Here is a 24,978-nt window from a genome sequence, read left to right on the forward strand (position 1 = left end):
GTGGCTGTCAAAGCCGCGTGCCTTGTGGCGTCTGCGTCACAGTAGTCTTTGAGTCGTTGCGGTCAACATTAAAAATGTTTTGACTAGCACAGCATATCGCTTTAAACCTTTCACAAATGCGACATAGATTTGCGACATTTCGTCGTCAAATTTGTGAGCCTCTGTGTCGGTGTGTACAATGACCTCCCTTTTGCCCCCGCAAAGCTGGCGTACGTTCGGCGTGGAAGGTAACTGGCTGAATTGAAAAGAAATTTGTCTCGATAAGAGGCAGCCTGGTGAGAAAGTGTCTATGAAAGCAGGTCTGTACCAACCAGATGAGTTCAAGGATAACTGCGGTTTCGGCCTGATAGCCCATATGCAGGGCGAACCCAGTCATACCCTGTTGCAAACGGCCATTGAGGCCCTGACCTGCATGACCCACCGCGGTGGGATCAACGCTGACGGCAAAACCGGCGACGGTTGCGGTCTGCTGATGCAAAAGCCCGACGTGTTCCTGCGTGCCATCGCCCAGGAAACGTTTGGTATTGAACTGCCCAAGCAATACGCCGTGGGCATGGTGTTCTTCAACCAGGACCCGGTAAAAGCCGAAGCGGCTCGCGAGAACATGAACCGCGAGATCCTGGCTGCCGGCCTGCAACTGGTGGGTTGGCGCAAAGTGCCGATCGACACCAGCGTTCTCGGGCGTCTGGCGCTCGAGCGCCTGCCGCAGATCGAACAAGTGTTCATCGGCGGTGCGGGCCTGAGCGATCAGGACATGGCCGTCAAACTGTTCACGTCCCGTCGTCGCTCGTCCGTGGCCAACGCCGCCGACCTCGACCACTACGTCTGCAGCTTTTCGCACAAGACCATCATTTACAAAGGCCTGATGATGCCGGCGGACCTGACCGCCTTCTATCCAGACCTCAGCGATCAGCGCCTGCAAACCGCAATCTGCGTGTTCCACCAGCGCTTCTCCACCAACACCCTGCCGAAATGGCCGTTGGCTCAACCGTTCCGCTTCCTCGCGCACAACGGTGAAATCAACACCATCACCGGTAACCGTAACTGGGCCCAGGCTCGTCGCACCAAGTTCACCAACGATCTGATGGATCTGGATGAACTCGGCCCGCTGGTCAATCGCGTGGGTTCCGACTCCTCGAGCATGGACAACATGCTGGAGCTGATGGTCACCGGCGGCATCGACTTGTTCCGTGGCGTGCGGATGATCATTCCGCCTGCGTGGCAGAACGTCGAGACCATGGACCCGGATCTGCGTGCATTCTACGAATACAACTCGATGCACATGGAACCGTGGGATGGCCCGGCCGGCGTGGTAATGACCGACGGTCGTTACGCGGTGTGCTTGCTCGACCGAAACGGTCTGCGTCCGGCGCGTTGGGTCACCACCAAAAACGGCTTCATCACCCTGGCCTCGGAAATCGGTGTCTGGAATTACCAGCCTGAAGACGTGATCGCCAAGGGCCGTGTTGGCCCGGGTCAGATCTTCGCCGTGGACACCGAAACCGGTCAGATCCTCGACACCGATGCCATCGACAACCGTTTGAAGTCCCGTCATCCATATAAGCAATGGCTGCGCAAGAATGCCCTACGCATCCAGGCGACCATGGAAGACAACGACCACGGTTCGGCGTTCTATGACGTTGACCAGCTCAAGCAATACATGAAGATGTATCAGGTCACGTTCGAAGAACGTGATCAGGTGCTGCGTCCGCTCGGCGAACAAGGCTATGAAGCCGTTGGCTCCATGGGCGACGACACGCCAATGGCAGTGTTGTCCCAGCGTGTGCGTACGCCGTACGACTATTTCCGCCAGCAGTTCGCGCAGGTCACCAACCCGCCGATCGACCCGCTGCGTGAAGCCATCGTCATGTCGTTGGAAGTCTGCCTCGGTGCCGAGCGCAACATCTTCCAGGAGTCGCCGGAACATGCCTCGCGGGTGATCCTCAGCTCGCCGGTCGTTTCCCCGGCCAAGTGGCGCTCGCTGATGAACCTCGATCGTCCAGGCTTCGAACGCCAGATCATCGACCTCAACTACGACGAGGCGCTGGGCCTTGAAGCCGCGGTGCGCAACATCGCTGATCAGGCCGAAGAGGCCGTGCGTTCCGGGCGTACCCAGATCGTGCTGAGCGACCGTCACATCGCCCCAGGCAAACTGCCGGTTCACGCTTCGCTGGCCACTGGCGCGGTGCACCATCGCCTGACCGAAAAAGGCCTGCGTTGCGACAGCAACATCCTGGTCGAGACCGCCACCGCGCGCGACCCGCATCACTTCGCGGTGCTGATTGGCTTCGGCGCTTCTGCGGTTTATCCGTTCCTGGCTTACGAAGTGCTGGGCGACCTGATCCGTACCGGTGAAGTGCTGGGCGACCTCTATGAGGTGTTCAAGAACTACCGCAAAGGCATCACCAAAGGCCTGCTCAAGATCCTCTCGAAGATGGGCATCTCGACCATCACCTCCTATCGCGGAGCACAACTGTTCGAAGCGATCGGTCTGTCCGAGGAAGTCTGCGACCTGAGCTTCCGTGGTGTGCCGAGCCGCATCAAGGGCGCACGGTTCGTCGACATCGAAGCCGAGCAGAAGGCCTTGGCTGCCGAAGCCTGGAGCCCGCGCAAGCCAATCCAGCAGGGCGGTTTGCTGAAGTTCGTCCACGGTGGCGAATATCACGCCTACAACCCGGACGTGGTCAGCACCCTGCAAGCCGCTGTGCAGCAGGGCGACTACAGCAAGTTCAAGGAATACACGGCGCTGGTGGACAACCGTCCGGTGTCGATGATCCGCGACCTGTTCAAGGTCAAGACCCTTGAGACGCCGCTGGATATCAGTGAAATCGAACCACTGGAATCGGTGCTCAAACGCTTCGACTCCGCGGGCATCTCGCTCGGCGCGCTGTCGCCGGAAGCTCACGAAGCCCTGGCCGAAGCCATGAACCGCCTGGGTGCGCGTTCCAACTCCGGCGAAGGCGGCGAAGACCCGGCGCGTTACGGCACTATCAAGAGCTCGAAAATCAAGCAGGTGGCCACTGGCCGTTTCGGTGTGACCCCGGAATACCTGGTCAACGCCGAAGTGCTGCAGATCAAGGTCGCACAGGGCGCCAAGCCCGGCGAAGGCGGTCAACTGCCAGGCGGCAAAGTCAACGGTCTGATCGCCAAGCTGCGCTATGCAGTGCCGGGCGTGACGCTGATTTCGCCACCACCGCACCACGACATCTATTCGATCGAAGACTTGTCGCAGCTGATTTTCGACCTGAAACAAGTCAATCCGAAGGCCCTGGTCTCGGTGAAGCTGGTAGCAGAAGCCGGCGTTGGCACCATCGCCGCTGGCGTGGCCAAGGCCTATGCCGACCTGATCACCATTTCCGGTTACGACGGCGGTACCGGCGCATCGCCGCTGACCTCGATCAAGTACGCGGGCGCACCGTGGGAACTCGGCCTGGCTGAAACCCACCAGACCCTGCGCGGCAACGACTTGCGCGGCAAGGTTCGGGTGCAAACTGACGGCGGCCTGAAAACCGGCCTCGACGTGATCAAGGCGGCGATCCTCGGCGCTGAAAGCTTCGGCTTCGGCACCGCACCAATGATTGCCCTGGGCTGCAAATACCTGCGCATCTGCCACCTGAACAACTGCGCCACCGGCGTGGCGACTCAGAACGAAAAACTGCGCAAGGACCACTACATCGGTACGGTCGACATGGTGGTGAATTTCTTCACCTACGTCGCCGAAGAAACCCGTGAGTGGCTGGCGAAGCTGGGCGTACGTTCCCTCGAAGAGCTGATCGGTCGTACCGATCTGCTGGAAGTCCTCGAAGGTCAGACCGCCAAGCAGCAACACCTGGACCTGACGCCGTTGCTCGGCAGCGATCACATCCCGGCAGACAAGCCACAGTTCTGTCAGGTAGACCGCAACCCGCCGTTCGACAAAGGCCTGCTGGCCGAGAAGATGGTCGACATGGCCACTTCGGCGATCAACGACCTGAGCGGCGCCGACTTCGCTCTGGATATCTGCAACTGCGACCGTTCGATCGGCGCGCGGATCTCCGGTGAAATCGCTCGCAAACACGGCAACCAGGGCATGGCCAATGCGCCGATCACCTTCCGCTTCAAAGGGACGGCCGGTCAGAGCTTTGGCGTATGGAACGCCGGCGGCCTGAACATGTACCTCGAAGGCGATGCCAACGACTATGTCGGCAAAGGCATGACCGGCGGCAAACTGGTCATCGTTCCGCCAAAAGGCAGCGTCTACAAGACTCAGGACAGCGCCATTATCGGCAACACCTGCCTGTACGGCGCCACGGGCGGCAAGCTGTTCGCCGCCGGTACTGCGGGCGAGCGTTTCGCGGTGCGCAACTCCGGTGCTCACACCGTGGTGGAAGGCACTGGCGATCACTGCTGCGAGTACATGACCGGTGGTTTCGTCTGCGTATTGGGCAAGACCGGTTACAACTTCGGCTCAGGCATGACCGGCGGTTTCGCCTACGTGCTCGACCAGGACAACACCTTCGTTGACCGGGTCAACCACGAACTGGTGGAAATCCAGCGGATCAGCGGTGAGGCGATGGAAGCCTATCGCAGCCACCTGCAACGCGTGCTGAACGAATACGTCGAGGAAACCGACAGCGAGTGGGGTCGTAACCTCGCTGAAAACCTCGATGACTACTTGCGTCGGTTCTGGTTGGTCAAGCCTAAGGCTGCCAGCTTGAAATCGTTGCTTTCCAGCACCCGTGCCAACCCGCAGTGATATGCGCCTGAAGAGTTTGATGAGGTTTTAACAATGGCTGAACGTCTGAATAATGACTTCCAGTTCATCGAGGTCGGGCGCAAGGATCCGAAGAAGAAACTGTTGCGTCAACGCAAGAAAGAGTTCGTGGAGATCTACGAACCCTTCAAACCCCAGCAGTCGGCCGACCAGGCCCACCGCTGCCTGGGTTGCGGTAACCCGTATTGCGAATGGAAGTGCCCGGTGCACAACTTCATTCCCAACTGGCTGAAGCTGGTGGCCGAGGGCAACATCCTCGCCGCCGCCGAACTGTCGCACCAGACCAACACCCTGCCGGAAGTTTGCGGCCGGGTGTGCCCGCAGGACCGTCTGTGCGAGGGTGCGTGCACCCTTAACGACGGCTTCGGCGCGGTGACCATCGGTTCGGTCGAGAAGTACATCACCGACACCGCGTTCGCCATGGGCTGGCGCCCGGACATGTCCAAGGTCAAGCCGACCGGCAAGCGTGTCGCGGTGATCGGTGCAGGCCCTGCTGGCCTGGGCTGTGCCGACGTGCTGGTACGCGGTGGCGTGACCCCGGTGGTGTTCGACAAGAACCCGGAAATCGGCGGTCTGCTGACCTTCGGCATCCCCGAGTTCAAGCTGGAAAAGACCGTGCTGAGCAATCGCCGCGAAGTCTTCACCGGCATGGGCATCGAGTTCCGCCTGAACACTGAGATCGGCAAGGACGTGAGCATCGAGCAACTGCTCGAAGAATACGATGCCGTGTTCATGGGCATGGGCACCTACACCTACATGAAGGGCGGCTTTGCCGGTGAGGACCTGCCGGGCGTCTATGACGCGCTGGACTTCCTGATTGCCAACGTCAACCGCAACCTGGGCTTTGAAAAGTCGCCGGAAGACTTCGTCGACATGAAGGGCAAGAAGGTCGTGGTACTGGGCGGCGGCGACACGGCGATGGACTGCAACCGCACCTCGATCCGCCAGGGCGCCAAGTCGGTGACCTGTGCCTATCGTCGTGACGAAGCGAACATGCCGGGCTCGCGCAAAGAGGTGAAGAACGCCAAGGAAGAAGGCGTGAAATTCCTCTACAACCGTCAGCCAATCGCCATCGTCGGTGAGGACAAGGTTGAAGGCGTGAAGGTGGTCGAGACCCGTCTCGGCGAACCGGATGCCCGTGGCCGTCGCAGCCCCGAGCCGATCCCGGGTTCCGAAGAGATCATCCCGGCCGACGCCGTGGTCATCGCCTTCGGTTTCCGTCCGAGCCCGGCCTCGTGGTTCGAGCAGTTCAGCATCCAGACCGACAGCCAGGGCCGCGTTGTGGCCCCGGAACAGGGCCAGTACAAGCACCAGACCAGCAACCCGAAAATCTTCGCCGGTGGCGACATGGTGCGGGGTTCTGACCTGGTGGTGACGGCGATCTTCGAAGGCCGTAATGCGGCGGAAGGGATCCTGGATTACCTGGGCGTCTGACCGCGACTTGAATCGAGGGCACATAGGCCCTTGATTTGAAATGGGATCAAATGTGGGAGCGGGCTTGCTCGAGAAGGCGGTGGGACAGTCGACAGAGATGTTGAATGTTGAACCGCATTCGCGAGCAAGCCCGCTCCCACAGTTGTTTCGCGGTGTTGCAAAAGACCGCATTCCACCGCGACAAATTGACCCGATAGACAAAAGGTGCGGCACTTGCCGTGCCTTTTGCGTCGCGCTCTGAGAAAATGCCCGCACTTTTTTTCCGGATGCCGACATGACTGCCCTGAAGAACGACCGTTTCCTTCGCGCCCTGCTCAAGCAACCCGTAGACGTCACCCCTGTGTGGATGATGCGTCAGGCCGGTCGCTACCTGCCTGAATACCGCGCCAGCCGTGCCAAGGCCGGTGATTTCATGAGCCTGTGCATGAACCCGGAGTTCGCTTGCGAAGTCACGATGCAGCCTCTGGATCGTTATCCACAGCTGGATGCGGCGATCCTCTTCTCGGACATCCTGACCATCCCCGATGCCATGGGCCAAGGCCTGTACTTCGAAACCGGCGAAGGTCCGCGCTTCAAGAAAGTCGTCAGCACCCTGGCCGACGTCGAAGCCCTGCCAATTCCTGACCCACACAAAGACCTCGGCTACGTCATGGACGCGGTCAGCACCATTCGCCGCGAGCTGAACGGCCGTGTGCCGCTGATCGGCTTCTCCGGTAGCCCATGGACCCTGGCCACCTACATGGTCGAAGGCGGCTCGTCGAAAGACTTCCGCAAGACCAAGGCCATGCTCTACGACAACCCGCAAGCCATGCACCTGCTGCTGGATAAGCTCGCGCAGTCGGTCACCTCCTACCTCAACGGCCAGATCATGGCCGGCGCGCAAGCGGTGCAAATCTTCGACACCTGGGGCGGTAACCTCTCGGCAGCGGCGTACCAGGAGTTCTCCCTGGCCTACATGCGCAAAATCGTCAGCGGCCTGATCCGCGAGCACGAAGGCCGCAAAGTGCCGGTGATCCTGTTCACCAAAAACGGCGGCCTGTGGCTGGAAAGCATCGCCGACGCCGGTGCAGATGCCTTGGGCCTGGACTGGACCTGCGACATTGGCGAAGCCCGCCAGCGCGTCGGCAACAAAGTCGCCCTGCAAGGCAACATGGACCCGACCGTACTCTACGCAAAACCAGAAGCCATTCGCGCTGAAGTTGGCCGCATCCTCGCCAGCTATGGCAAAGGCAGTGGCCACGTGTTCAACCTCGGCCACGGCATCACCCCGGAAGTCGACCCGGAACATGCCGGCGCCTTCCTGCGTGCGGTGCATGAATTGTCGGCGCAATACCACCAGTAATCCTGTTCTGGATAGCTGCCAAAGCCCGTCTGACCTTTGCGTCAGACGGGCTTTTTTGTTTTTCACGTTCTTGCGGAATGTGTCGGAAGTTATCCCATTCATTGCAAGTTAGTATTACTTGCAATGTCTGATTAATCATCCTGCTGAGATTTCCCGCGTTGGTGGGTGATTCTTCCTGCATAGAGTGTTTGTTTGTATCGGTAGAGTGCTTTCTCGGCTATTTGAGTTGTTCGGTGCCGAGACCGATTTTTTTATTCATGGATGAACAGGAGTTAATAGTGTGATCAAAGAGAATGCCAAGCCATCAACAAATGATCGGGTTTTCCGCATCATGGCCCCTAATGCTCATTGGGTAGTTTAATTGGAATGAGAAATTCATCGTATTCGGGTTGGCAGAAGTTTCTGCATTGGTTATCTGCAGTCATCATCATATGGGCGCTGGGTAGCGGTTTTTATGTTTCTCTATTTGATGTTTCATTGGCGGTCAAGGAGTGGGTGGCGTTTGTCAATGTATCGCTGACGACAGTGTTTTTACCGTTTTTCGCTCTGCGGGTATTTCTTCATTGGCGCCACAGCCGTCATGAAAACCGTCAGCCACTCTCACCCGTCGAGTTGTTTGTATTGTTTATGCACCGACTGATTTATCTGGTGACAGGTGTTGTCATGGTGACGGGGTTTTTGATGATGGATCGGGCAATCAATGTGTTTGATGTCTTGTTGATTCCACAGCCGCTGACGAATGCTTATTTGATTGTGCTGTTTTTTAAAATACATATCGTCGCGTGCGTGCTGCTCGCACTGCTGGTTGCGTTGCATGTGGCGGCTGTTATCAAGCACGAAGCTTCAGGGCGTCGAGTACTGAAACTCATGTCCTTTCGACGCTGAGCCCCGAAGCTTCAAGCCGGTTGGTTGTTTGGCAGCAATGGCAAACGGGCCAGTTTCAACGCCACCAGCAGCGCAATCATCAGCAACCCGCCGATGAACAGGCCGATGCCGTTCCAGCCGCCCAGGTGCCAGAACACCCCGCCCGCCGTGCCGGCGACACTCGAACCGGCGTAGTAGCTGAACAGGTACAGCGACGAGGCCTGGCCCTTGGCTTTGGTCGCGCGGCGGCCGATCCAGCTGCTGGCCACCGAGTGCGCGGCGAAGAAGCCGAAGGTGAAGATCAACATGCCGATGATCACCAGCGGCAATGGCGTGAACAGGGTCAGCGCAAGGCCTGCGAGCATCAGCACGATGGTTGCCCACAGGACTTTGCGCCGGCCAAGCTTGTCGGCCAATGCGCCGATTTTCGCCGAGCTGTAGATGCCCGACAGGTAGACCACCGAGAGCAAGCCAACGAAGGCCTGATCCATGTGATACGGCTCGGCCAGCAGGCGATAGCCGATGTAGTTGAACAGCGTGACGAACGCGCCCATCAGCACGAATGCTTCAAGGAACAACCACGGCAGCCCGGCGTCGCGAAAGTGCATGGTGAAGCCGTCGAGCAAGCTGCGCGGATGCAGCGAGCGGGAGCGGAAGTTGCGCGACTCGGGGAGGATTTTCCAGAACACCGCCGCCGCAATCAGCGCCAGGCCACCGATCACCAGCATCGCGGTGTGCCAGTTAACGAAGTCGATCAGTACGCCGACGATCAGCCGGCCGCACATCCCGCCAATCGCGTTGCCACCGATGTACAGTCCCATCGCCAGGCCGATGTGCTGTGGATGAATCTCTTCGCTCAAGTACGTCATGGCCACCGCCGCCAGCCCGCTGAGAGACAGCCCGACCAGCGCACGCATCACCAGCACGCCCTGCCAGCTTGGCATCATCGCACTGGCCATGGTGCACAACGCTGCCGCGAACAGCGCCGCAACCATTACCGGTTTACGACCAATGCGGTCGGAGATCGGGCCGGTGATCAGCAAGCCGATGGCGAGCATCCCGGTGGCCACCGACAGGATCAGGCTGCTCTGCGCCGCGTTGATCGAAAACTCACGAGAAAACAGCGGCATCATCGGCTGCACGCAGTAGAGCAGGGCGAAGGTCGCAAAGCCGCCGGAGAACAGCGCCAGCACTGTGCGCATGAACATCGGCGTGCCTTTTTCGATGTACACATCATTCAGTTGGGTGACCACATCGTCCAGCGCAGTAGGCGGCAATTCATGGGCGAGCGGGGCGACAGCAGTTTTCACGGGGGACCTCGGGAGAGCACGGCCAGGCAGGCAATGGAAAAATCATATAGCTGGCTAATGTTTCTATCCAATATATTGTTCGACCTGTTTGATAGGTTTAACGACCTAATGGAGTTTTCATGGAATTGCGCCATTTGCGCTACTTCATCGCCGTCGCCGAAGAACTGCATTTTGGCCGCGCCGCACAGGTGCTGGGCATCTCTCAGCCGCCGTTGAGCCAGCAGATTCAGGTGCTGGAACAGGAAGTCGGCGCACGTTTATTCGAGCGTACCAATCGTCGGGTCGAGCTCAGTGAAGCCGGTCGATTGTTCCTCGAAGAGGCTCGGCTGGTGCTGGCCCAGGTCGACAAGGCTGCCGACGTCGCCCGTCGAGCCCAACTCGGCGAGTTGGGGGAACTGAAGATCGGCTTCACCTCATCGGCGCCGTTCAACTCGACAATCCCGCAGGCGATTTTCTCGTTTCGCCAGCGCTTCCCGGCCGTGCATCTGAACCTGCGAGAGATGAGCAGCACCCAGGTCGCCGAGGCGCTGGTAGATGAGTCGATTCAGGTCGGGATCATGCGGCCATTGCCGCTGCCGGATTCGCTGGAGGTGGTCGAGTTGACGCGTGAGCCCTTGGTGGCGGTGCTCAGCTCCAAGGACCCGCTGGTGGTCGGCAGCGAGGAAGGGCTGTTTCTGTCTGCACTGGCCCACGAGCCTTTCGTGTTCTTCCCGCGCAGCTACGGCAGTGGTCTCTACGCGCAACTGCTGAGCCTGGCGCGTGACGCGGGCTTCAGCCCGCATTTCACCCAGGAAGCCGGTGAGGCCATGACCATCATCGGCCTGGTGGCGGCAGGGCTCGGGGTGTCGGTGTTGCCGGCGTCGTATCAGCGGATGCGCATCGACGGCGTGGTCTATCGGCCCTTGCTCGATCCGCTGGCGATGTCGGCGGTGTGGCTGGTGCAGCGCAAGGACCAGAAGTCGCCGATGGCCAAGGCGTTTGTCGAGTTGCTGACGCGTAAGGTTGAGGTGACGTAGTCGGCACAGGGCGATGACAGGCTGACATGTCAGTCGAGCGTTGGCGGCCCCAAAAGATCGCAGCCTGCGATAGCGTCTATGCCGTTCTTTGTAGGAGCCGCCGCAGGCGACGATCTTTTGATCTTGATGTGGCGCTTACGACCAACGCCGAAAGATCAGCGACGTGTTAACCCCGCCAAAGGCAAAGTTGTTGTTCATCACGTACTGGCAGCTCATCTCACGGAACTCGCCGCGCAGGTAGTCCAGTTCGCCGCAGCGTGGATCGATGTCGTCGAGGTTGAAGGTGTGCACGTACTCGTCGCTGTTCATCATTTCGATGCTGAACCAGGACTCCAGTGCACCGCAGGCGCCAAGGGTGTGACCGAGAAAACTCTTCTGCGAGCTGATCGGCATGTGGCTGCCGAACAGGCTGTTGGTGGCCAGGGTTTCCGCGATGTCGCCTTGCTCGGTGGCGGTGCCGTGGCCGTTCACGTAGCCGATGGCCGATGGCTCCAGGCCTGCGTCTTCGAGTGCCAGCTCCATGGCCCGGCGCATGGTGGTTTGCTCTGGGCGGGTGGCGTGCTGGCCGTCGGCGTTGCTGCCAAAACCAACGATTTCGGCGTAAATGTGCGCACCGCGGGCCAGCGCGTGTTCGAGTTCTTCGAGTACCAGCATGCCGCCGCCTTCACCGATCACCAGGCCATCGCGTGCACTGTCGTAAGGCCGCGGGCTGGTTTTCGGGGCGTCGTTTTTCAGGCTGGTGGCGTAGAGCGCGTCGAACACCATGGCTTCGGTCGGGCACAGCTCTTCGGCGCCGCCGGCGAGCATCAGCGGCAGGCGGCCGAACTTGATCGCCTCGTAGGCATAACCGATGCCCTGGCTGCCACTGGTGCAGGCGCTGGAGGTCGGGATCAAGCGCCCGGTGAGGCCAAAGAAAATGCTGATATTGGCTGCCGTGGTGTGCGGCATCATCCGCACGTAGGAATTGGCGTTCAAACCTTCAGCCACTGAATTGAGCAGCATCTTGCCGAAGGCCTTGATTTCCTCGGTGCTGCCGGTGGATGAGCCGCAGGACACGCCCATGCGGCCGTCCTTGATCGACTCGTCACCGAGCAGGCCGGCATCGGCCAATGCCTGTTCTGCCGCGCCGACCGCCAGCCGGGAAACCCGGCCCATGCTGCGCAACTGCTTGCGGGTCCAGTGGCTCGGGACGGTGAAATCATCGATGGGCCCGGCCAGGCGCGTGTTCAGTTCGATGAAGCGATCCCACTCGTCCATGCGGCGGATGCCACTGCGATTGGCCTTGAAATTAGCGCGAATGGTCTCCCAGTCGCTGCCCAACGAGGTGATGCCGGCCATGCCGGTGACGACGACACGTTTCATCAGCACAGGCCTCCGTTGACGGCCAGCACCTGCCGGGTGATATAGCCCGCTTCGGCGGACATCAGGAAATTCACCGCGCCGGCCACCTCTTCAGGAGTGCCCATGCGTTGTGCGGGGATCATTTTCAGCAGTTCTTCAACGGGGACGTTTTCGTCGAGCATCGCGGTGTCGATCAGCCCCGGCGCAACGCAGTTGACGGTGATCTTGCGTTTGCCCAGTTCGATCGCCAGGGCCTTGGCGGCGCCGATCAACCCGGCCTTGGAGGCGCTGTAGTTGACCTGCCCACGGTTACCAATCAACCCGGAAACCGAGGTGATGCACACGATCCGCCCGGCGGCGCGACGGCGAATCATCGGCATCATCACCGGGTGCAACACGTTATAAAAACCGTCGAGGTTGGTGCGCATCACCACGTCCCAGTCGTCCTCGCTCAGGGCCGGGAAGGCGCCGTCGCGGGTCAGGCCGGCGTTGAGCACCACGCCGTAATAGGCGCCGTGGGTTTCCACGTCGGCTTCCAGATGGACCTTGCAGCTGGCACGATCCGACACGTCGAATTGCAGGATGCGCGCACGGCGGCCCAATGCTTCGATTTCGGCCTGAACGGCTTCGGCGTCGCTGCGACCGCTACGGCAATGCAGCACCAGATCAAAGCCGGCCTGGGCCAGGCGTAGTGCGATGGCGCGGCCGATGCCACGGCTGGAACCGGTGACCAGTACGGATTCAGTCAAGACTGGACTCCAGTAGTGCTAGTAGAAGAGTGGGATTCATGTAGGTAGTGAGCCGACTGAGGTGGGCAGAACACATTCAGACGGGCCGTGGCATGAATGCCGGGTGCCGTCAGGTGGCATTCGAAAACGCCCATGCCGTTGTCGTCTTCGAGCGAGCGCAGGGCGTGGATCGTCAGTTCGCTGCCGACCGGGAAGTGTTCCACATTACATTCAAATTTACGCGTGCCGAGCAGGAATCCAAGCTCAACCGGATTGCCTCGCTCGCGTGCGCGACAGCCGGCGTACGCTGCCACGCTTTGCGCCATCAGCTCGATACCGACCCAGGCCGGCAAACTACCGTCGGGCTGGTTGAACAGGCCACCGGGCTTGACGGTGAGGCGGGTGTGAATCTGTTCTTCGTCGAACGACAGCACGTGATCGATAAGGATCATGTCACCCGCGTGGGGCAGCAGTTCGGCGAGAGGCCAATCAATCATTGGGCGTCTCCGATAATCAGGCTGACGTTGTTGCCACCAAAGGCAAAGGAGTTACTCATCAGGCAACGTGCAGTGCTTGGTTCCAGGCGATCAGCAGCGGTCACAAAACTCAGCGCTGGCAATTGCGGGTCAGGCTGGCCGTCCCAGACCTGTGGTGGCAGCGCGTGTCGGGTGTTGTCGCGGCTCAGGCTCAGCCAGCAGAACGCCGCTTCCAGCGCCCCGGCCGCGCCGAGGGTGTGGCCGGTCATGGGCTTGGTTGAAGAGCAGGGCACGCCCGCCGGGAACAGGCTGTTGACCGCCAGGCTTTCCATGGCGTCGTTGTGTTGGGTGGCGGTGCCGTGCAGGTTCAGGTAGTTGATCCGCTCAGGCGCTAAACCGGCGCTGCGCAGGGCCTTGTTCATCGCTTGCAGGGCACCGCGCCCGCTCGGTTCCGGGGCGGAAATATGGTGCGCGTCGGAGCTGGCGCCGCTGCCCAGCAGGGCAATCGGTTGGCTGCTGCCGAGGTGTTTGCTCATCAAGAAAAGTACCGCTGCTTCACCGATGTTGATGCCGTTGCGATTGACCGAGAACGGATTGCAGCGCTGCTCGGACACTGCATCCAGCGCCGAAAAACCGTTGAGGGTCAGTTTGCACAGACTGTCGACGCCGCCACACAGCACCGCATCACACATGCCCATGTCGAGCAGTCGCTGAGCACTCATCAATGCGCGGGCACTGGAGGTGCAGGCCGTAGAAATCACATAGGCCGGGCCGCTCAGTTGCAGCCAGTCGGCGAGGAAGTTCGCCGGGGCGCCAAGTTCCTGTTGTTGGTAGTCGTATTCTGGCGGGAACTGACCGTCCCGCAGGTAATGGGCAATCCCGCGACTGGCTTCGTCGATGCCCGAGGTGCTTGTGCCCAGGACGATGCCGATGCGTCCACGGCCATAGGTCTGAATGGCCTGTTCGATGTCTTCGCGGATTTGCAGCGCGGCGTCCAGCAGCAACTGATTGTTGCGGGTGTTGTGCTGCTTCAGTGCAGCCGGGATCGCGGGCAACTCACCGTGTACCGCCGCCACCGGCAGCGAACGTTCAGGCACCCAGCCGGCCTCGACACGGATTCCCGAGCAGTCGCCGGCAAACAGCTTGCGGGCCACTTCGTGTTTGTTGCGGCCCAGGCTGCAGATCAGCCCGAGGGCGTTCAGGTAGGCCGTCATGGCGCAGTCTCGGCGGTCAGCGGGGTAACGTGATAGTTCAGCTGTTCGGGCAGCGTCAGCACGAAGTCCGACGGGGTTCGATACAGCACCTGCCAGTGTGGCGTCAGCGAGCGTAAAGCGGCATGACGCCGGGCAGCAGGATAATTATTGAGCAACTCGGCCTCCGGTGTCAGGGCGAATAACAGCGCTGCAAACAACTGGCGCGCTTCCGGGTTGGGCGGCAGCAAGCCGTCGGCCTGCCACTGGTTGTCGACCAGGCGCTGGCGAGCCACAGGAATGCCCAATGGGTCCATCAGCGACCAGCGAATACCGGCACCTTCGCGCTGGATCACCAGCAACCAGTCCTGGCGTTGATCGGCCCGTTGCCGCTCGACATGCAATTGCAGCGGCAAGGCCAGTGTCGGGTTGCGCTCGGGCAGCGGCGGCTGGCTGGCGCAAGCGCTCAGCAGCAAGGCACAGCACACGAGCAGGAGGCGAATCATTAGCGCTTACCTTCGAACGGTTTACGGGCAACCACGTTGACCAGGGTTTCTTCCCGTTGGCCAACCGGTTTTGGGCGGCGCAGTCCAAAGCGTTCGAGCAAACCAAAATCCTTCGCACGACTCCACCACAGATAAGGGTAGGACACGTTTTGCGGGCCGAATTCAAAACCCTGCTGGCGAATCATCTGCAAATACCCGTCGGCGCTCTTTTGCACGTGCATCGGGTGGCGGAACAACCAGCGAATCACCCAGGTGTCGATGTAGGCTTCGGTGGACTCGGCAAACATCAGATAGCCGCCCGGCTTGAGCACCCGATAGAACTCGGCGAGGGCTTGCTCCTGTTCCACCAGGTGGTGGAAGGTCTGGTGGCAGAACAGCAAATCGACGCTGGCGTCCGGCAGCTTGAGAGTCGCGCAATCGCTGCCGATCAGTTCGACGTCGATGTTCTGGCGCTGCGCCTCTTCGCCGCTGAGCATCAGGCTGTGCGGGTCGGCGTCGAGGCCGATCAGCCGTTGCGGGGCAAACACCTGATGCAGGTACTGGAACGACTTGCCCTGACCGCAACCGGCATCCAGCAGCACCGGATGGCTGGGCAGTGCTTCGCCGAACAAGCTGCGCAGGTCGTTGATTGCCACTCGCAGCACGTGGTGCTGCCAGGTGAAGCTGCGCAGGAACCAGAACCCGAAGCGGGTTTCTTCGACGTAACTGTCGCTGAGGTACTGTTGTTCGGTGTCACTCACGTTGCATCACTCGCACAAATCTCCGAGAGCATGCGCAACCGGCGCTTGGGTTCGCTGACGAACGGATTGCGTTCGTCCCAGGCGTAACCGGCGAGGATCGCGCTGATCATGCGGCGGATCTCCGGAGCGCTGCCAGGGTGGTAGATCACATCCTGGAAGGTCCCGGCATACCAACCTTCGACGTAGCAGCGGAAGGTGTCGACACCGCGCTTCAGTGGCACGGCAAACTCGCGTTGCCAGTCCACGCTTTCGCCTTGCAGTTGGCGATGCAGAACGCCGGCGGCCATGCTCGCCGAACGCATGGCGATGGTCACGCCGGAGGAAAACACCGGATCGAGGAACTCTGCGGCGTTGCCGAGCAAGGCGAAGCCCGGGCCGTGCAAGGTTTTGACGTTGGCCGAGTAGCCGCCGATGGTCCGCGCGGGCGTGTCCCAATGGGCGTTTTTCAGCACCTTGGCCAAGCTCGGGGTTTCGGCGATGAAGCCACGCAGGCATTCGTCGAGATCGTCGCCGCGGCCGTCGAAGTGTTCGGCTGCAGCAACCACGCCCACCGAGCAGCGACCCTGGCTGAACGGGATGGTCCAGAACCAGATGTCGCGCTGGGTCGGGTGGGTGGTGATGAGGATCTTTTCACGGTCGAAGTGCGGGCCGTCGATGTGGTCTTCGATGTGGGTGAACACGGCCTGGCGCAGCGGGAAGTTCGACGGTGCTTCAAGGTTGAGCAGGCGCGGCAAGACGCGGCCGTAGCCGCTGGCATCGAGCACGAAATCTGCTTCGAGAGGGTATTCGCTGCCGTCTTCACGGCGAGCACTGAGCTGGGGTTTCGCCCGCTCGAAGTTGGCACTGATGATCGTCTCGCCGTAACGGATTTCCACCCCTTGCAGCGCTGCCTGATCGGCCAGCAGTTTGTCGAAATCTGCGCGCTGGACCTGAAAGGTGGTCGGCTTGCCGTTGCTGAAGGTGTCGCCGAAATCGAACGTGCTGTAGCGCTCGCCCCAGGCGAACGCCGCGCCGTTTTTCAGCTGGAAGCCGGCGGCTTGTACCGCTTCGAGCATGCCGGCTTCTTCGACGAAATCCAGGCAGTGCGAGAGCAGGCTTTCGCCGATCGAAAACCGCGGGAAGTGCTGACGTTCAATGATCAGCACGTCATGGCCGTTACGCTTGAGCAGCGCGGCGGCGATGGCGCCCGATGGGCCGGCACCGATAACGATGACCTGGCGACGTTCCGTATCAACTGTTGGCACTGGAGCTCCTGGCCGGGGCGGCGAGCGGTGAGGGGATTCGGTGCACGCCGGCGAGTGCCGGCAGCAGTGTTGCGATCAAACCCATCAGCATCAGCGCGAAATACAGCGCGGGACTGATCAGCTGTTGTTGCAGCAGCAGATTGAGAAAGACGATCTCGCTCAAGCCGCGAATGTTCAACAGCAGACTTTCGCGCCAACGGTTGGCGCCGACAAACGATGTTCCGGCCCAACCGAGGCCGAGCCAGTTACCCAGCAGTTTGCTGGCGATAGGAAACACCAGCAGCGCACCGAGCTGCATCCAGCTGAGGCTGTCCATGGCGCTGTGCACGTTGATCTGCACAATGCCGAAGGTCAGGATCAGCGGGATTGCGATGCTGTTCTGCAAGCGACTCATCCAGGCTGCCGATAACGGTAGCACCAGCGGTAGTTTGAGGGCAGCCATGCACAACAGATAACCGATGCCGAAAATCAGCGCATTGAGTTTGAAGTGTTCCGCCACCACCAGCAGCGCGAAGAAGCCCAGGCTGTGCAGCAGCGGCTGGCGTAACCCGAGCACACGCAGCAGCAACGGCAGGCAGGCGCCGGCCAGCGGCAGCAACAGGCTGCTCAGGTGCAGGCTGCCTTGGGCGAAGGCGAACAGGCTCCAGCAGGTCAGGTCGATGAGGATGGCGGTCTGCACCAGTCGGCGGGTCGCGGCGGGTGGATAGTTGATGTGCCGCAGGTACAGATACAACACCGGGATCGCCGTGATCGCGAACAACAGGCCGACTGCCAGCGAACTCAACCATGGCTGATCCGGCAGCAACCAAATCGCTGTCGCCAGACCACAGGCGAACGGAATGCCGAAACTCGGCAAGGCGATTTTCAGGCTCTGACGGTCCAGCTTCAGGTCGATCACGTCGCTGAGGATATGCCCCAGTAACAGCGCGAAACTCAGGCTGTAGAGGTTTTTCAGCCAGCCCGGCGAGACCAGTTCGGCGCCGCTCAACTGCCAGTACGGTTCAATCCAGAAATACATCAGCAGCGGCAGGCCGAAGGTCGCCAGCAGCAACTGGCTGACAATCGGGATCAAGCCAAAATGACGCCCAACGCGCGTCGCTACGGCGAACAGCGCCAAGGCCAGCAGCCAGAACAGCATGGTCATCATGCTGCCGGCTCTACGACGGGCGCGGCATGCGCCGAAGGTTTGGCCCACGGCGCGAGAATGAAGCTGAAGGCCAGCCCGAGGCTCACCGAAAGACCGAAGTTGCTCACCGCCGGGGTGCTGGAAATCGCCAGCAGACCAAACGACAGCCACGTGGTCGCCGCCGCCAGCAGCGTGCCCAACAGGCTCACGGCGGCCCCGCCGATCTGCTCGCGCATGAGGATCGCGTAATCGACACTGATCGCTGTCACCAGCAGCAACCCGAACACGCTGAACAGCGTCAGCGGCTGCCCCAGCCAACCGAGGCTGGCCAGGCTGCACAAGGCCGCCAGTAATGGCAGCGCGACGAGCCGCAGAGCGCCGCCAAAACCGAAGGGCAGAATCAGCAGCAACACGATCAATGCGCAGGACATCAGTTTCAGTTCAGCCGCGCTGATCTGGGTGGCGGCGAAGACCTTGTTCAGGTCGTCCAGACGATCCACCAACTGCACACCCGGCAAGTCCAGTGCTTGCACCCGCAGCAGCGCGGTATCGTTCAAGCCTTGCAGGCTGACCATCGCCGCCACGCCGTCATCCGAGGCGCCGATCCATAGCGGGCGCCATGGCTCGGCCAAGGGCCCGACCAGCGCTGCGTCGATGTCTTCGACCGGCAAGGCCTGCAACTGCGTCAGTTCGGCTTGCAGTGCGGTGGCCGGGATACCGAGGTCGAGCAACGGTTGCCAGAATGCCGGGAGTTTATTCAGCGCTTCGCGAACCTGTTGCTGCTCGGAAGGCAGGCTGACCAGTTGGCTCAGCGCCAGGTAGCCTTTGAGCTTGTCCAGATTGACCAACTGATCCAGGCGGTCGCTGAGGGCTTTCTGGCGCTCGAGCAGTTGCTGCTGGTTGGCCGCGCGCACCAGGAAGAACTGGCTGGTGGGTTGATAACCGGTGATCCGCGCAATGGTCTGCGCTTCGTTCATCAATTGCGGCGGCGCACTGACCCACTGACGGATGTCGTTTTTCGTGGTCAGGTGCCACAGGCCGCCCGCACAGAAGGCCAGGACCAACACCAGCAGGACCGAACTGCGCACGCGTTTGAGCAGCGCTGCACGCACGTTCACCAAGAACTCGGCCACCCGCAGCGGCCACTGCGCGGGTCGCAGGTCCGTGCCCTTGAACAGCGCCGGCAACAAGCACACCGCCGACAGGTAGGCGCCAAGCAGACCGGCGGCAGAGAACACGGCAATCTGGGTCAGCGCCGGGAACGGTGTCCAGGCCAGTGCCAGATAACCGATGCAACTGGTGGCCAGGCTCAGGGTCAGCCCCGGCAAGGTCAGGCGCAGTGCGGGCCAGCTGTGCCAGGGTTTCAGGCTCCAGCTCTTGGACAGGTAATGCAGCGGGTAGTCGACGGCGACGCCGATCAGGCTCGATCCCAGCACCAGGGTCATCACGTGCATATGGCCAAACAGTGCGACGCAGGCCACCGCACCAAACAGCATGCCGACCAGTACAGGGATGAAGGCCAGCAGCACGCGAAATCTGCGGAACGCCAGCAACAGCAGCAACAGGATGCCGACGGTTGCACCACCGCCGACCCAGGTAATTTCGCGGGTCGCTTGCTGTTGCCCATTGGCGGCGTACAGCAGGCCACTGGCGGCGAGTAATTGCACGTCGGCCTGCGTGGCTTCTTCGCGGCTATGCTTGAGCAGCTCGGCGACCTTTAGTGGCAGGCGCATGTCGAATGCGTTGCCGCTGGTACGGGCTCGCAGCATGACCCAGCTTTTGCCGTCGGCGTCAGCGACCAATGTGCCGCTGCCAATGTCCAGTTGTACCGAACCGTGTTGCGGCTGGCTGTTTTGAATGCGTCCGGTCAGGCCCAGCCAGTCATCCTGGCTCGGCACCAGGCTGAAACCGGTAAAGGGGTCGAACAGCGCTTGTACGCGCTGCTGGATGAAGGCTTGCGGTTGTTCGATCAACTGTTGCCGATCGGCGGCCGAGAGCATCGCCAACCGACCTTGCAGCAGCTGCGTGCGCAGCGCGGGCAAGTCGGCTTGCAGGTTCCATTGGACCTTTTCGAACAGTCCACTGGCCAGCCACTGCTCGCCGAGCTTCTGCGTCATGGCGATGGCTTGTTCGCGATCAGGGTGGCCGACCAGCACCAGCATTTCGCGGTTCAGCGGTTCCTGCATGCGCTGTTCGGCCTTGAGTTCCAGCGCATCCGGCGCGGTGCCCGGCACCAGATCCATCAGGTTGGCCGACAGCGGTGCGCCGTCGTGCCATTGCCAACCGGCGAGTGCGAGCACCGCCAGCAGCAGGGTCAGAAATAGCCGTGGAAGCCTCCGTTCACTCGGCAAAGTCATGTTGCTCCGCATCGCTCAATGGGTTGGCGCTGGTGGTGTCCTGCATGCGCAAAACGGTGCTGTCGCCCTGGGTTTCCAGCAGCTCGATGCGTTGCACCAGTTCGCCGCCGTCGATGTTGATCTGATTGAACACTTGTTTGAGCAGCATCGAACGCGGAGTCAGCGTGAGCTTCCAGTGCTGTGCTTCGCCGCTCAGCGACAACTCGAAATCCCGTTGCAACCCGCTGCTGTCGCCTTGCAGCACGGCGAGGAAGATGCGGTTCTGCTCGGCGCCGGCACTTTTGCCCGGCAGCATTTGCCAACCGCTGCCGTCACGCCGCGCGATGCCCTTGGTGCTGATCCGGTAATCCTGTTGCAGCGGCGTCTTGAGCAACCACAGCAAACCGTGATCCTTGGCCAGTACGAACGAGCCCTTGCTGGTCAGCGGTTGCGGCAGGGCACGCAGGTGTTTTTCCTGAATGAAACTGCCGTGGATCACGCTGGGTTTGGCCAGTTGATCGCTCAGCTGTTGCAGGTCGAAGGCGTTAGCCAGCGATGAAAAACCGAGCAGCGCTATCAGTATCACCACAACCTTGTAGCCGCTACGTGTGGCGAGGGAGCTTGCTCCCGCTGGAGTGCGCAGCGCTCCCCAACCCAGACGACGGCATTCCGTCGGGGGGATCGAGTCGTCAGATTTACGGGTGCTGCGCGCCCGAGCGGGAGCAAGCTCCCTCGCCACAGGGCAGTCATCAAGTCGATTGGTGCTAAAGGTCATGGCAACATCCTCTCGACCGCATCGGTAAACACCTTCGGCGACGCCAGTTGCATCTCGCGGCTGGCGACGTGCACGGCGACTTGCACCGAGCTGGCGCGGGTCAGGCGTTCACCGGTGGCGAGGTCGCTGATCAGGTAGCTGATCTTCAGACGGTTTTCCCATTCCACCAGACTGGCGCGCACGTTAAGCGTTTGGCCGAACACCGCGCCGCGCACATAACGCAGTTGCAGGTCGATCACCGGCCACGCGTAGCCGGATTCCAGCATGGCGGTGTAGTTGTGGCCGAGCTGGTCGAGCAGGGCGCAGCGGGCGACTTCCAGGTACTTCACGTAATGGCCGTGCCAGACCACGTTCATCGAATCGACGTCGAAGAACGGCACGAGGATTTGCGTATCGGCGTGAAGCACTCCCTTGCTACGCATGCAGCCTCCAGTGTTGTTCGGCGATGCGTTGCAGGCACAGGCGCAATTCACCTTCCAGTGCGCGGTCTTCAATGACCGGCGCAAAATCCTTGGCGAGCTCTGCGTGCATCGCCGCCAGCGCCGGCGGTAATGGCCGGGCGTCTTCTGCCTGGCTGCGCAACCAGACCCCTTGATTGGCCGCCAACAGCGTCGCAGCGGCAACCTGTTCGGTCAGCTCCAGCACGCGGATCGCATCACGGGCAGCGATGGTGCCCATGCTCACTTTGTCCTGGTTGTGGCATTCGGTGGAGCGTGAGAACACGCTGGCCGGCATGGTGTTTTTCAACGCTTCGGCGGTCCAGGCGCTGGTGCCGATCTGCACCGCTTTAAAGCCGTGGTTGAGCATCGCGCGCTCGGCGCTGGCGCCCGACAGGTTGCTCGGCAATCCGTGGTTGTAGCGTTCGTCCACCAGCAGCGCCAGCTGACGGTCGAGCAGGTCGGCAACGTTGGCCACGAGGTTTTTCAGGCTGTCCATGGCGAAGGCAATGTGCCCGCCGTAGAAGTGCCCGCCGTGCAGCACGCGTTCGGCTTCGGCGTCGATGATCGGGTTGTCGTTGGCGCTGTTGAGTTCGATCTCGATGAACGAACGCAGCCAGTTCAGGCTGTCGGCCAACACGCCGAGCACATGCGGCGCGCAGCGCAGCGAATAGCGGTCTTGCAGGCGATGCAGCGGTGCAGTCGGGGCGTCGATTGCCAGATCCTTGCGTAACCACGCGGCCACTTGCATCTGGCCCGGGTGCGGTTTGGTGGCGAACAGGCGCTCGTCGAAGTGCTCCGGGTTGCCTTGCAGGGCGACCACGTTCAGCGCGGTGATGCGCGTGGCCAGTTGCAGCAGGTAGTCGGCACGGGCGAAGGCCAGGCAGGCGAGGCCGGTCATTACCGCCGTGCCGTTCATCAGTGCCAGCGCTTCCTTGGGCCGCAGTACCAGCGGCTCCCAGCCGAGTTCGCGATGGACGTCGGCGGCCTGCCGGCGCTCGCCCTTGAACAGCACTTCGCGCTCGCCGGACAAGGTCGCTGCGACGTACGACAGCGGTGTCAAATCGCCGCTGGCGCCCACCGAACCCTCTTCCGGGATCAGCGGCAGAATGTCGTGTTCGAGGAAGGCGTGCAGGCGCTCCAGCAGCTCGATGCGAACCCCGGACACGCCGTGGCACAGCGACTGCAAACGCGCCGCAAGCACCGCGCGGGTCGCCTGGGCGTCGAGCAGTTTACCCAGGCCGCAACCGTGAAAGGTGTACAGATGACGCGGCAGCGCTTCGACATGATGCAGCGGCACCGCGACCACGCAGGAATCGCCGTAACCGGTGGTCACGCCGTAGATCACGCCTTCCTTGTCCAGCAACGAATCGAGAAACCGCGCGCCCTTGGCGATGCGTTCACGGTATTCGCTGTCGTTTTGCAGTTGCACGGGCGCCTGACGGTTGGCCAGGGCCAGCACGTCTTCGATGCGCAAAGGGAGTTCGCCGAAGGTTACCGGCTCAAGCAGATGCGTCGTCATCGGTCTTCCAGAATGGGTAAAAGTTGAACCATTGTTGGGGCGCTTCAAGGCAGCACTGGCCGAGGCGTTCGGCATAGCGCGTGGCCCAGTGGTGAATCACTTGCTCGCGGTCGCTGCGCTTCCACACCACCGCATCGGTGAAGGGCTCGATGATCAGTCGATAGTCACCGGTTGGTTTCTTCAGGCACATCAGAAAATTGACCGGGCACTTCAACAGGCCGGCCAGCAGCCACGGACCTTGGGGGAACGCGGCCGGATGACCGAGGAAGTCCACCGTCACGCTGCGTCCGCCGTGCAGTGGTACGCGGTCGCCGGCAATCGCCAGCCACTCGCCGCGTTCCAGGCGCTGGCTCAGTTGCAGCATGATCACCGGGTCCAGTTCGCTGACCTGGATCAGCCGCAGATTGGTCGCACCGGCTTCGCCCAGCAGGCGATTGAAACGCTCGGCGTGCTTGGTGTGCACCAGCACGTTCATGGTGACCCTTTCACCGAGTTCGGCGAGGGCCCGGCAGACTTCGAGATTGCCGAGGTGAGCGCCCACCAGCATCTGCCCGCGTGTGCCGCGCAATTGATTGCGCAACAGCGCCGGGTCGATGATTTCGATCTGTTCGATGCTCAACTTGCCGTTCCACACGTCGAGCTTGTCGAGCATGGAGTCGGCGAAGGCCATGAACTGGCCAAACACCCGCCAATGAGACGGGCGCAATTCGCTGCGGCCGCTCCAGTCGGCCAGGTGCTGCTGGTATTGCCAGGCGCTGTGGCGGGCGCTGCGACCGAACAGGAAAAAGTACAAGACGATGCCGTACAGCAGCGGGCTCAACAGCCGACGCCCGAGCACTTTTGCGCAGAGTGCGGTGAATTTCATCAGCCAGAAACTGCCGCGTTCCTTGTGATCGGCCCAGTGCTCGTTGTCTGCATTGATGCTCATGTTCGCCACCGTCGCCAAAGAATGACCGGCGCCCGTAACAGCATGCCGAAGAACAGGCGGGTGTGCATGCTCGTAATCAGCACATTGTCGCGAAACAGACGAAAATGCGAGACGCCATCCAGGGGGTAGTGAACCTTGGTGTGCAGCCAGCGCATCGGCAGATTGCGCCAAGCCAGGCGCACAATGATGTCAGTGTCGAAGTCCATGCGATTGCCAATTTTCACCGAATTGATCAGCGCCAGCGTCGGCGGCAACGGGTAGAGGCGAAAACCGCACATGGAGTCGCGAATCTGCAACGAAAGGGTGTTGATCCAGACCATCACGTGCGTCAGGTAGCGGGCGTACAAACGGCCCTTCGGCACACTGGCGTCGTACAGCGGGTAGCCGCAGATCAGTGCGTCGGGATGGGCGCGTGACTGCTCGATGAAGGTCCGAACGTCACTCAAGTCGTGCTGACCATCGGCGTCCACCTGCAAGGCATGACTGAAGCCCAGGCGCGAAGCTTCGCGAAACCCGCTCATGACCGCGCCGCCCTTGCCCTGATTGACGGCGAGCTTGATCAGGAAAACCTGGTCGCGCCGGGCCAGTTGCTCCAGTACCGCGGCACAGGCCGGACTGCTGGCGTCATCCACCAGAATGCACGGCAGATGGTTGGCGAGCAGCGCGTCGACCACGTTGGTGACGGCGGCTTCGTGGTTGTAGACCGGGATCACGGCGCAGGGGTTATGCATGTGTTGTCCCTTGCTCGGATTCATTGTGGCGAGGGAGCTTGCTCCCGTTCGAGTGCGAAGCGCTCGCAATCAATCCTGCGGACGAAACCTGGCAGGCCGCATTGGAGGGTTTTGGGGCTGCTTCGCCCGAGCGCGGACCGACCCGCGGGAGCAAGCTCCCTCGCCACAGAGGCATAGCT

The 24,978-nt window shown here is 61.2% G+C and carries 20 protein-coding genes; 5 read left to right on the plus strand and 15 right to left on the minus strand.

Annotated elements, in window-relative coordinates; translation table 11 throughout:
- The first annotated feature begins 289 nt into the window (after positions 1-289).
- The 4 genes from gltB (at position 290) to AC3WK5_RS04700 (ending at position 8,414) form a co-directional block, all read left to right on the plus strand.
- Positions 290-4,735 (plus strand): glutamate synthase large subunit, encoded by a 4,446-nt coding sequence (gltB, locus tag AC3WK5_RS04685; protein ID WP_103317125.1) that lies wholly within the window; start codon positions 290-292, stop codon positions 4,733-4,735.
- Positions 4,736-4,768: 33 nt separating this feature from the next.
- Positions 4,769-6,187 (plus strand): FAD-dependent oxidoreductase, encoded by a 1,419-nt coding sequence (locus AC3WK5_RS04690; protein ID WP_054595236.1) that lies wholly within the window; start codon positions 4,769-4,771, stop codon positions 6,185-6,187.
- 274 nt (positions 6,188-6,461) lie between these two features.
- Positions 6,462-7,529 (plus strand): uroporphyrinogen decarboxylase, encoded by a 1,068-nt coding sequence (gene hemE, locus AC3WK5_RS04695; RefSeq protein ID WP_054595237.1) that lies wholly within the window; start codon positions 6,462-6,464, stop codon positions 7,527-7,529.
- Positions 7,530-7,895: 366 nt separating this feature from the next.
- Positions 7,896-8,414: a cytochrome b gene (locus AC3WK5_RS04700; protein WP_103317128.1), complete on the plus strand. Its 519-nt coding sequence runs from the start codon at positions 7,896-7,898 to the stop codon at positions 8,412-8,414.
- 11 nt (positions 8,415-8,425) lie between these two features.
- On the opposite strand, the gene AC3WK5_RS04705 is transcribed toward AC3WK5_RS04700, so the two are convergent.
- Positions 8,426-9,670: an MFS transporter gene (locus AC3WK5_RS04705; protein ID WP_371919135.1), complete on the minus strand. Its 1,245-nt coding sequence runs from the start codon at positions 9,668-9,670 to the stop codon at positions 8,426-8,428.
- Positions 9,671-9,822: 152 nt separating this feature from the next.
- Here AC3WK5_RS04705 and AC3WK5_RS04710 point away from each other — a divergent pair, with 152 nt between their 5' ends.
- On the plus strand, positions 9,823-10,719 hold the full coding sequence (locus AC3WK5_RS04710) for a LysR family transcriptional regulator (RefSeq protein WP_103317134.1): 897 nt from the start codon (positions 9,823-9,825) through the stop codon (positions 10,717-10,719).
- A gap of 135 nt (positions 10,720-10,854) precedes the next feature.
- Here the strand turns inward: AC3WK5_RS04710 and AC3WK5_RS04715 are convergent, their stop codons facing one another.
- The 14 genes from AC3WK5_RS04715 to AC3WK5_RS04780 all read right to left on the minus strand — a co-directional run bounded on the left by AC3WK5_RS04715 (position 10,855) and on the right by AC3WK5_RS04780 (position 24,799).
- Entirely contained in the window at positions 10,855-12,081 is a 1,227-nt protein-coding gene (locus tag AC3WK5_RS04715) for a beta-ketoacyl-ACP synthase (protein WP_103317137.1), read from the minus strand.
- Positions 12,081-12,809, minus strand: a complete 729-nt coding sequence (fabG, locus tag AC3WK5_RS04720) for a 3-oxoacyl-ACP reductase FabG (protein ID WP_103317139.1) — start codon at positions 12,807-12,809, stop codon at positions 12,081-12,083. The genes AC3WK5_RS04715 and fabG overlap by 1 nt, the downstream gene beginning before the upstream one ends.
- Complete coding sequence (locus AC3WK5_RS04725) at positions 12,806-13,285, minus strand: hotdog family protein (protein ID WP_103317142.1); 480 nt, start codon at positions 13,283-13,285, stop codon at positions 12,806-12,808. The genes fabG and AC3WK5_RS04725 overlap by 4 nt, the downstream gene beginning before the upstream one ends.
- On the minus strand, positions 13,282-14,478 hold the full coding sequence (locus AC3WK5_RS04730; protein WP_103317145.1) for a beta-ketoacyl-[acyl-carrier-protein] synthase family protein: 1,197 nt from the start codon (positions 14,476-14,478) through the stop codon (positions 13,282-13,284). Before AC3WK5_RS04730 ends, AC3WK5_RS04725 begins: the two co-directional genes overlap by 4 nt.
- A complete protein-coding gene (locus tag AC3WK5_RS04735; RefSeq protein WP_019691410.1) occupies positions 14,475-14,960 on the minus strand; it encodes a DUF3261 domain-containing protein in 486 nt (161 codons plus the stop codon). Before AC3WK5_RS04735 ends, AC3WK5_RS04730 begins: the two co-directional genes overlap by 4 nt.
- Positions 14,960-15,700 carry a class I SAM-dependent methyltransferase gene (locus AC3WK5_RS04740; RefSeq protein WP_103317147.1) on the minus strand — a complete coding sequence of 247 codons (741 nt, stop codon included), beginning with the start codon at positions 15,698-15,700 and terminating at the stop codon, positions 14,960-14,962. The genes AC3WK5_RS04735 and AC3WK5_RS04740 overlap by 1 nt, the downstream gene beginning before the upstream one ends.
- On the minus strand, positions 15,697-16,944 hold the full coding sequence (locus AC3WK5_RS04745; protein ID WP_103317149.1) for an NAD(P)/FAD-dependent oxidoreductase: 1,248 nt from the start codon (positions 16,942-16,944) through the stop codon (positions 15,697-15,699). The genes AC3WK5_RS04740 and AC3WK5_RS04745 overlap by 4 nt, the downstream gene beginning before the upstream one ends.
- A complete protein-coding gene (locus tag AC3WK5_RS04750; RefSeq protein ID WP_103317151.1) occupies positions 16,931-18,091 on the minus strand; it encodes a cation:proton antiporter in 1,161 nt (386 codons plus the stop codon). The genes AC3WK5_RS04745 and AC3WK5_RS04750 overlap by 14 nt, the downstream gene beginning before the upstream one ends.
- Positions 18,088-20,427 (minus strand): MMPL family transporter, encoded by a 2,340-nt coding sequence (locus AC3WK5_RS04755; protein WP_103317153.1) that lies wholly within the window; start codon positions 20,425-20,427, stop codon positions 18,088-18,090. Before AC3WK5_RS04755 ends, AC3WK5_RS04750 begins: the two co-directional genes overlap by 4 nt.
- Complete coding sequence (locus AC3WK5_RS04760; RefSeq protein WP_103317155.1) at positions 20,411-20,995, minus strand: outer membrane lipoprotein carrier protein LolA; 585 nt, start codon at positions 20,993-20,995, stop codon at positions 20,411-20,413. Before AC3WK5_RS04760 ends, AC3WK5_RS04755 begins: the two co-directional genes overlap by 17 nt.
- Positions 20,996-21,177: 182 nt before the next feature.
- Positions 21,178-21,603, minus strand: a complete 426-nt coding sequence (locus AC3WK5_RS04765) for an acyl-CoA thioesterase (RefSeq protein WP_103317158.1) — start codon at positions 21,601-21,603, stop codon at positions 21,178-21,180.
- Positions 21,596-23,140 (minus strand): HAL/PAL/TAL family ammonia-lyase, encoded by a 1,545-nt coding sequence (locus AC3WK5_RS04770; protein WP_103317160.1) that lies wholly within the window; start codon positions 23,138-23,140, stop codon positions 21,596-21,598. Before AC3WK5_RS04770 ends, AC3WK5_RS04765 begins: the two co-directional genes overlap by 8 nt.
- Positions 23,121-24,068: a lysophospholipid acyltransferase family protein gene (locus AC3WK5_RS04775; protein ID WP_103317162.1), complete on the minus strand. Its 948-nt coding sequence runs from the start codon at positions 24,066-24,068 to the stop codon at positions 23,121-23,123. Before AC3WK5_RS04775 ends, AC3WK5_RS04770 begins: the two co-directional genes overlap by 20 nt.
- Complete coding sequence (locus AC3WK5_RS04780; protein WP_054595263.1) at positions 24,065-24,799, minus strand: glycosyltransferase family 2 protein; 735 nt, start codon at positions 24,797-24,799, stop codon at positions 24,065-24,067. The genes AC3WK5_RS04775 and AC3WK5_RS04780 overlap by 4 nt, the downstream gene beginning before the upstream one ends.
- Between the last annotated feature and the right edge of the window lie 179 nt (positions 24,800-24,978).

It is taken from the genome of Pseudomonas sp. FW306-02-D09B (genome assembly GCF_058782685.1).

What these genes read in the sequence shown, in the direction of transcription:
- gltB (WP_103317125.1), top strand. Translation starts at nt 290, where the DNA reads ATGAAAGCAGGTCTGTACCAACCAGATGAGTTCAAGGATAACTGCGGT.
- AC3WK5_RS04690 (WP_054595236.1), top strand. Translation starts at nt 4,769, where the DNA reads ATGGCTGAACGTCTGAATAATGACTTCCAGTTCATCGAGGTCGGGCGC.
- hemE (WP_054595237.1), top strand. Translation starts at nt 6,462, where the DNA reads ATGACTGCCCTGAAGAACGACCGTTTCCTTCGCGCCCTGCTCAAGCAA.
- AC3WK5_RS04700 (WP_103317128.1), top strand. Translation starts at nt 7,896, where the DNA reads ATGAGAAATTCATCGTATTCGGGTTGGCAGAAGTTTCTGCATTGGTTA.
- AC3WK5_RS04710 (WP_103317134.1), top strand. Translation starts at nt 9,823, where the DNA reads ATGGAATTGCGCCATTTGCGCTACTTCATCGCCGTCGCCGAAGAACTG.
- AC3WK5_RS04715 (WP_103317137.1), bottom strand. Translation starts at nt 12,081, where the DNA reads ATGAAACGTGTCGTCGTCACCGGCATGGCCGGCATCACCTCGTTGGGC.
- AC3WK5_RS04725 (WP_103317142.1), bottom strand. Translation starts at nt 13,285, where the DNA reads ATGATTGATTGGCCTCTCGCCGAACTGCTGCCCCACGCGGGTGACATG.
- AC3WK5_RS04730 (WP_103317145.1), bottom strand. Translation starts at nt 14,478, where the DNA reads ATGACGGCCTACCTGAACGCCCTCGGGCTGATCTGCAGCCTGGGCCGC.
- AC3WK5_RS04735 (WP_019691410.1), bottom strand. Translation starts at nt 14,960, where the DNA reads ATGATTCGCCTCCTGCTCGTGTGCTGTGCCTTGCTGCTGAGCGCTTGC.
- AC3WK5_RS04750 (WP_103317151.1), bottom strand. Translation starts at nt 18,091, where the DNA reads ATGATGACCATGCTGTTCTGGCTGCTGGCCTTGGCGCTGTTCGCCGTA.
- AC3WK5_RS04755 (WP_103317153.1), bottom strand. Translation starts at nt 20,427, where the DNA reads ATGACTTTGCCGAGTGAACGGAGGCTTCCACGGCTATTTCTGACCCTG.
- AC3WK5_RS04765 (WP_103317158.1), bottom strand. Translation starts at nt 21,603, where the DNA reads ATGCGTAGCAAGGGAGTGCTTCACGCCGATACGCAAATCCTCGTGCCG.
- AC3WK5_RS04770 (WP_103317160.1), bottom strand. Translation starts at nt 23,140, where the DNA reads ATGACGACGCATCTGCTTGAGCCGGTAACCTTCGGCGAACTCCCTTTG.
- AC3WK5_RS04775 (WP_103317162.1), bottom strand. Translation starts at nt 24,068, where the DNA reads ATGAGCATCAATGCAGACAACGAGCACTGGGCCGATCACAAGGAACGC.
- AC3WK5_RS04780 (WP_054595263.1), bottom strand. Translation starts at nt 24,799, where the DNA reads ATGCATAACCCCTGCGCCGTGATCCCGGTCTACAACCACGAAGCCGCC.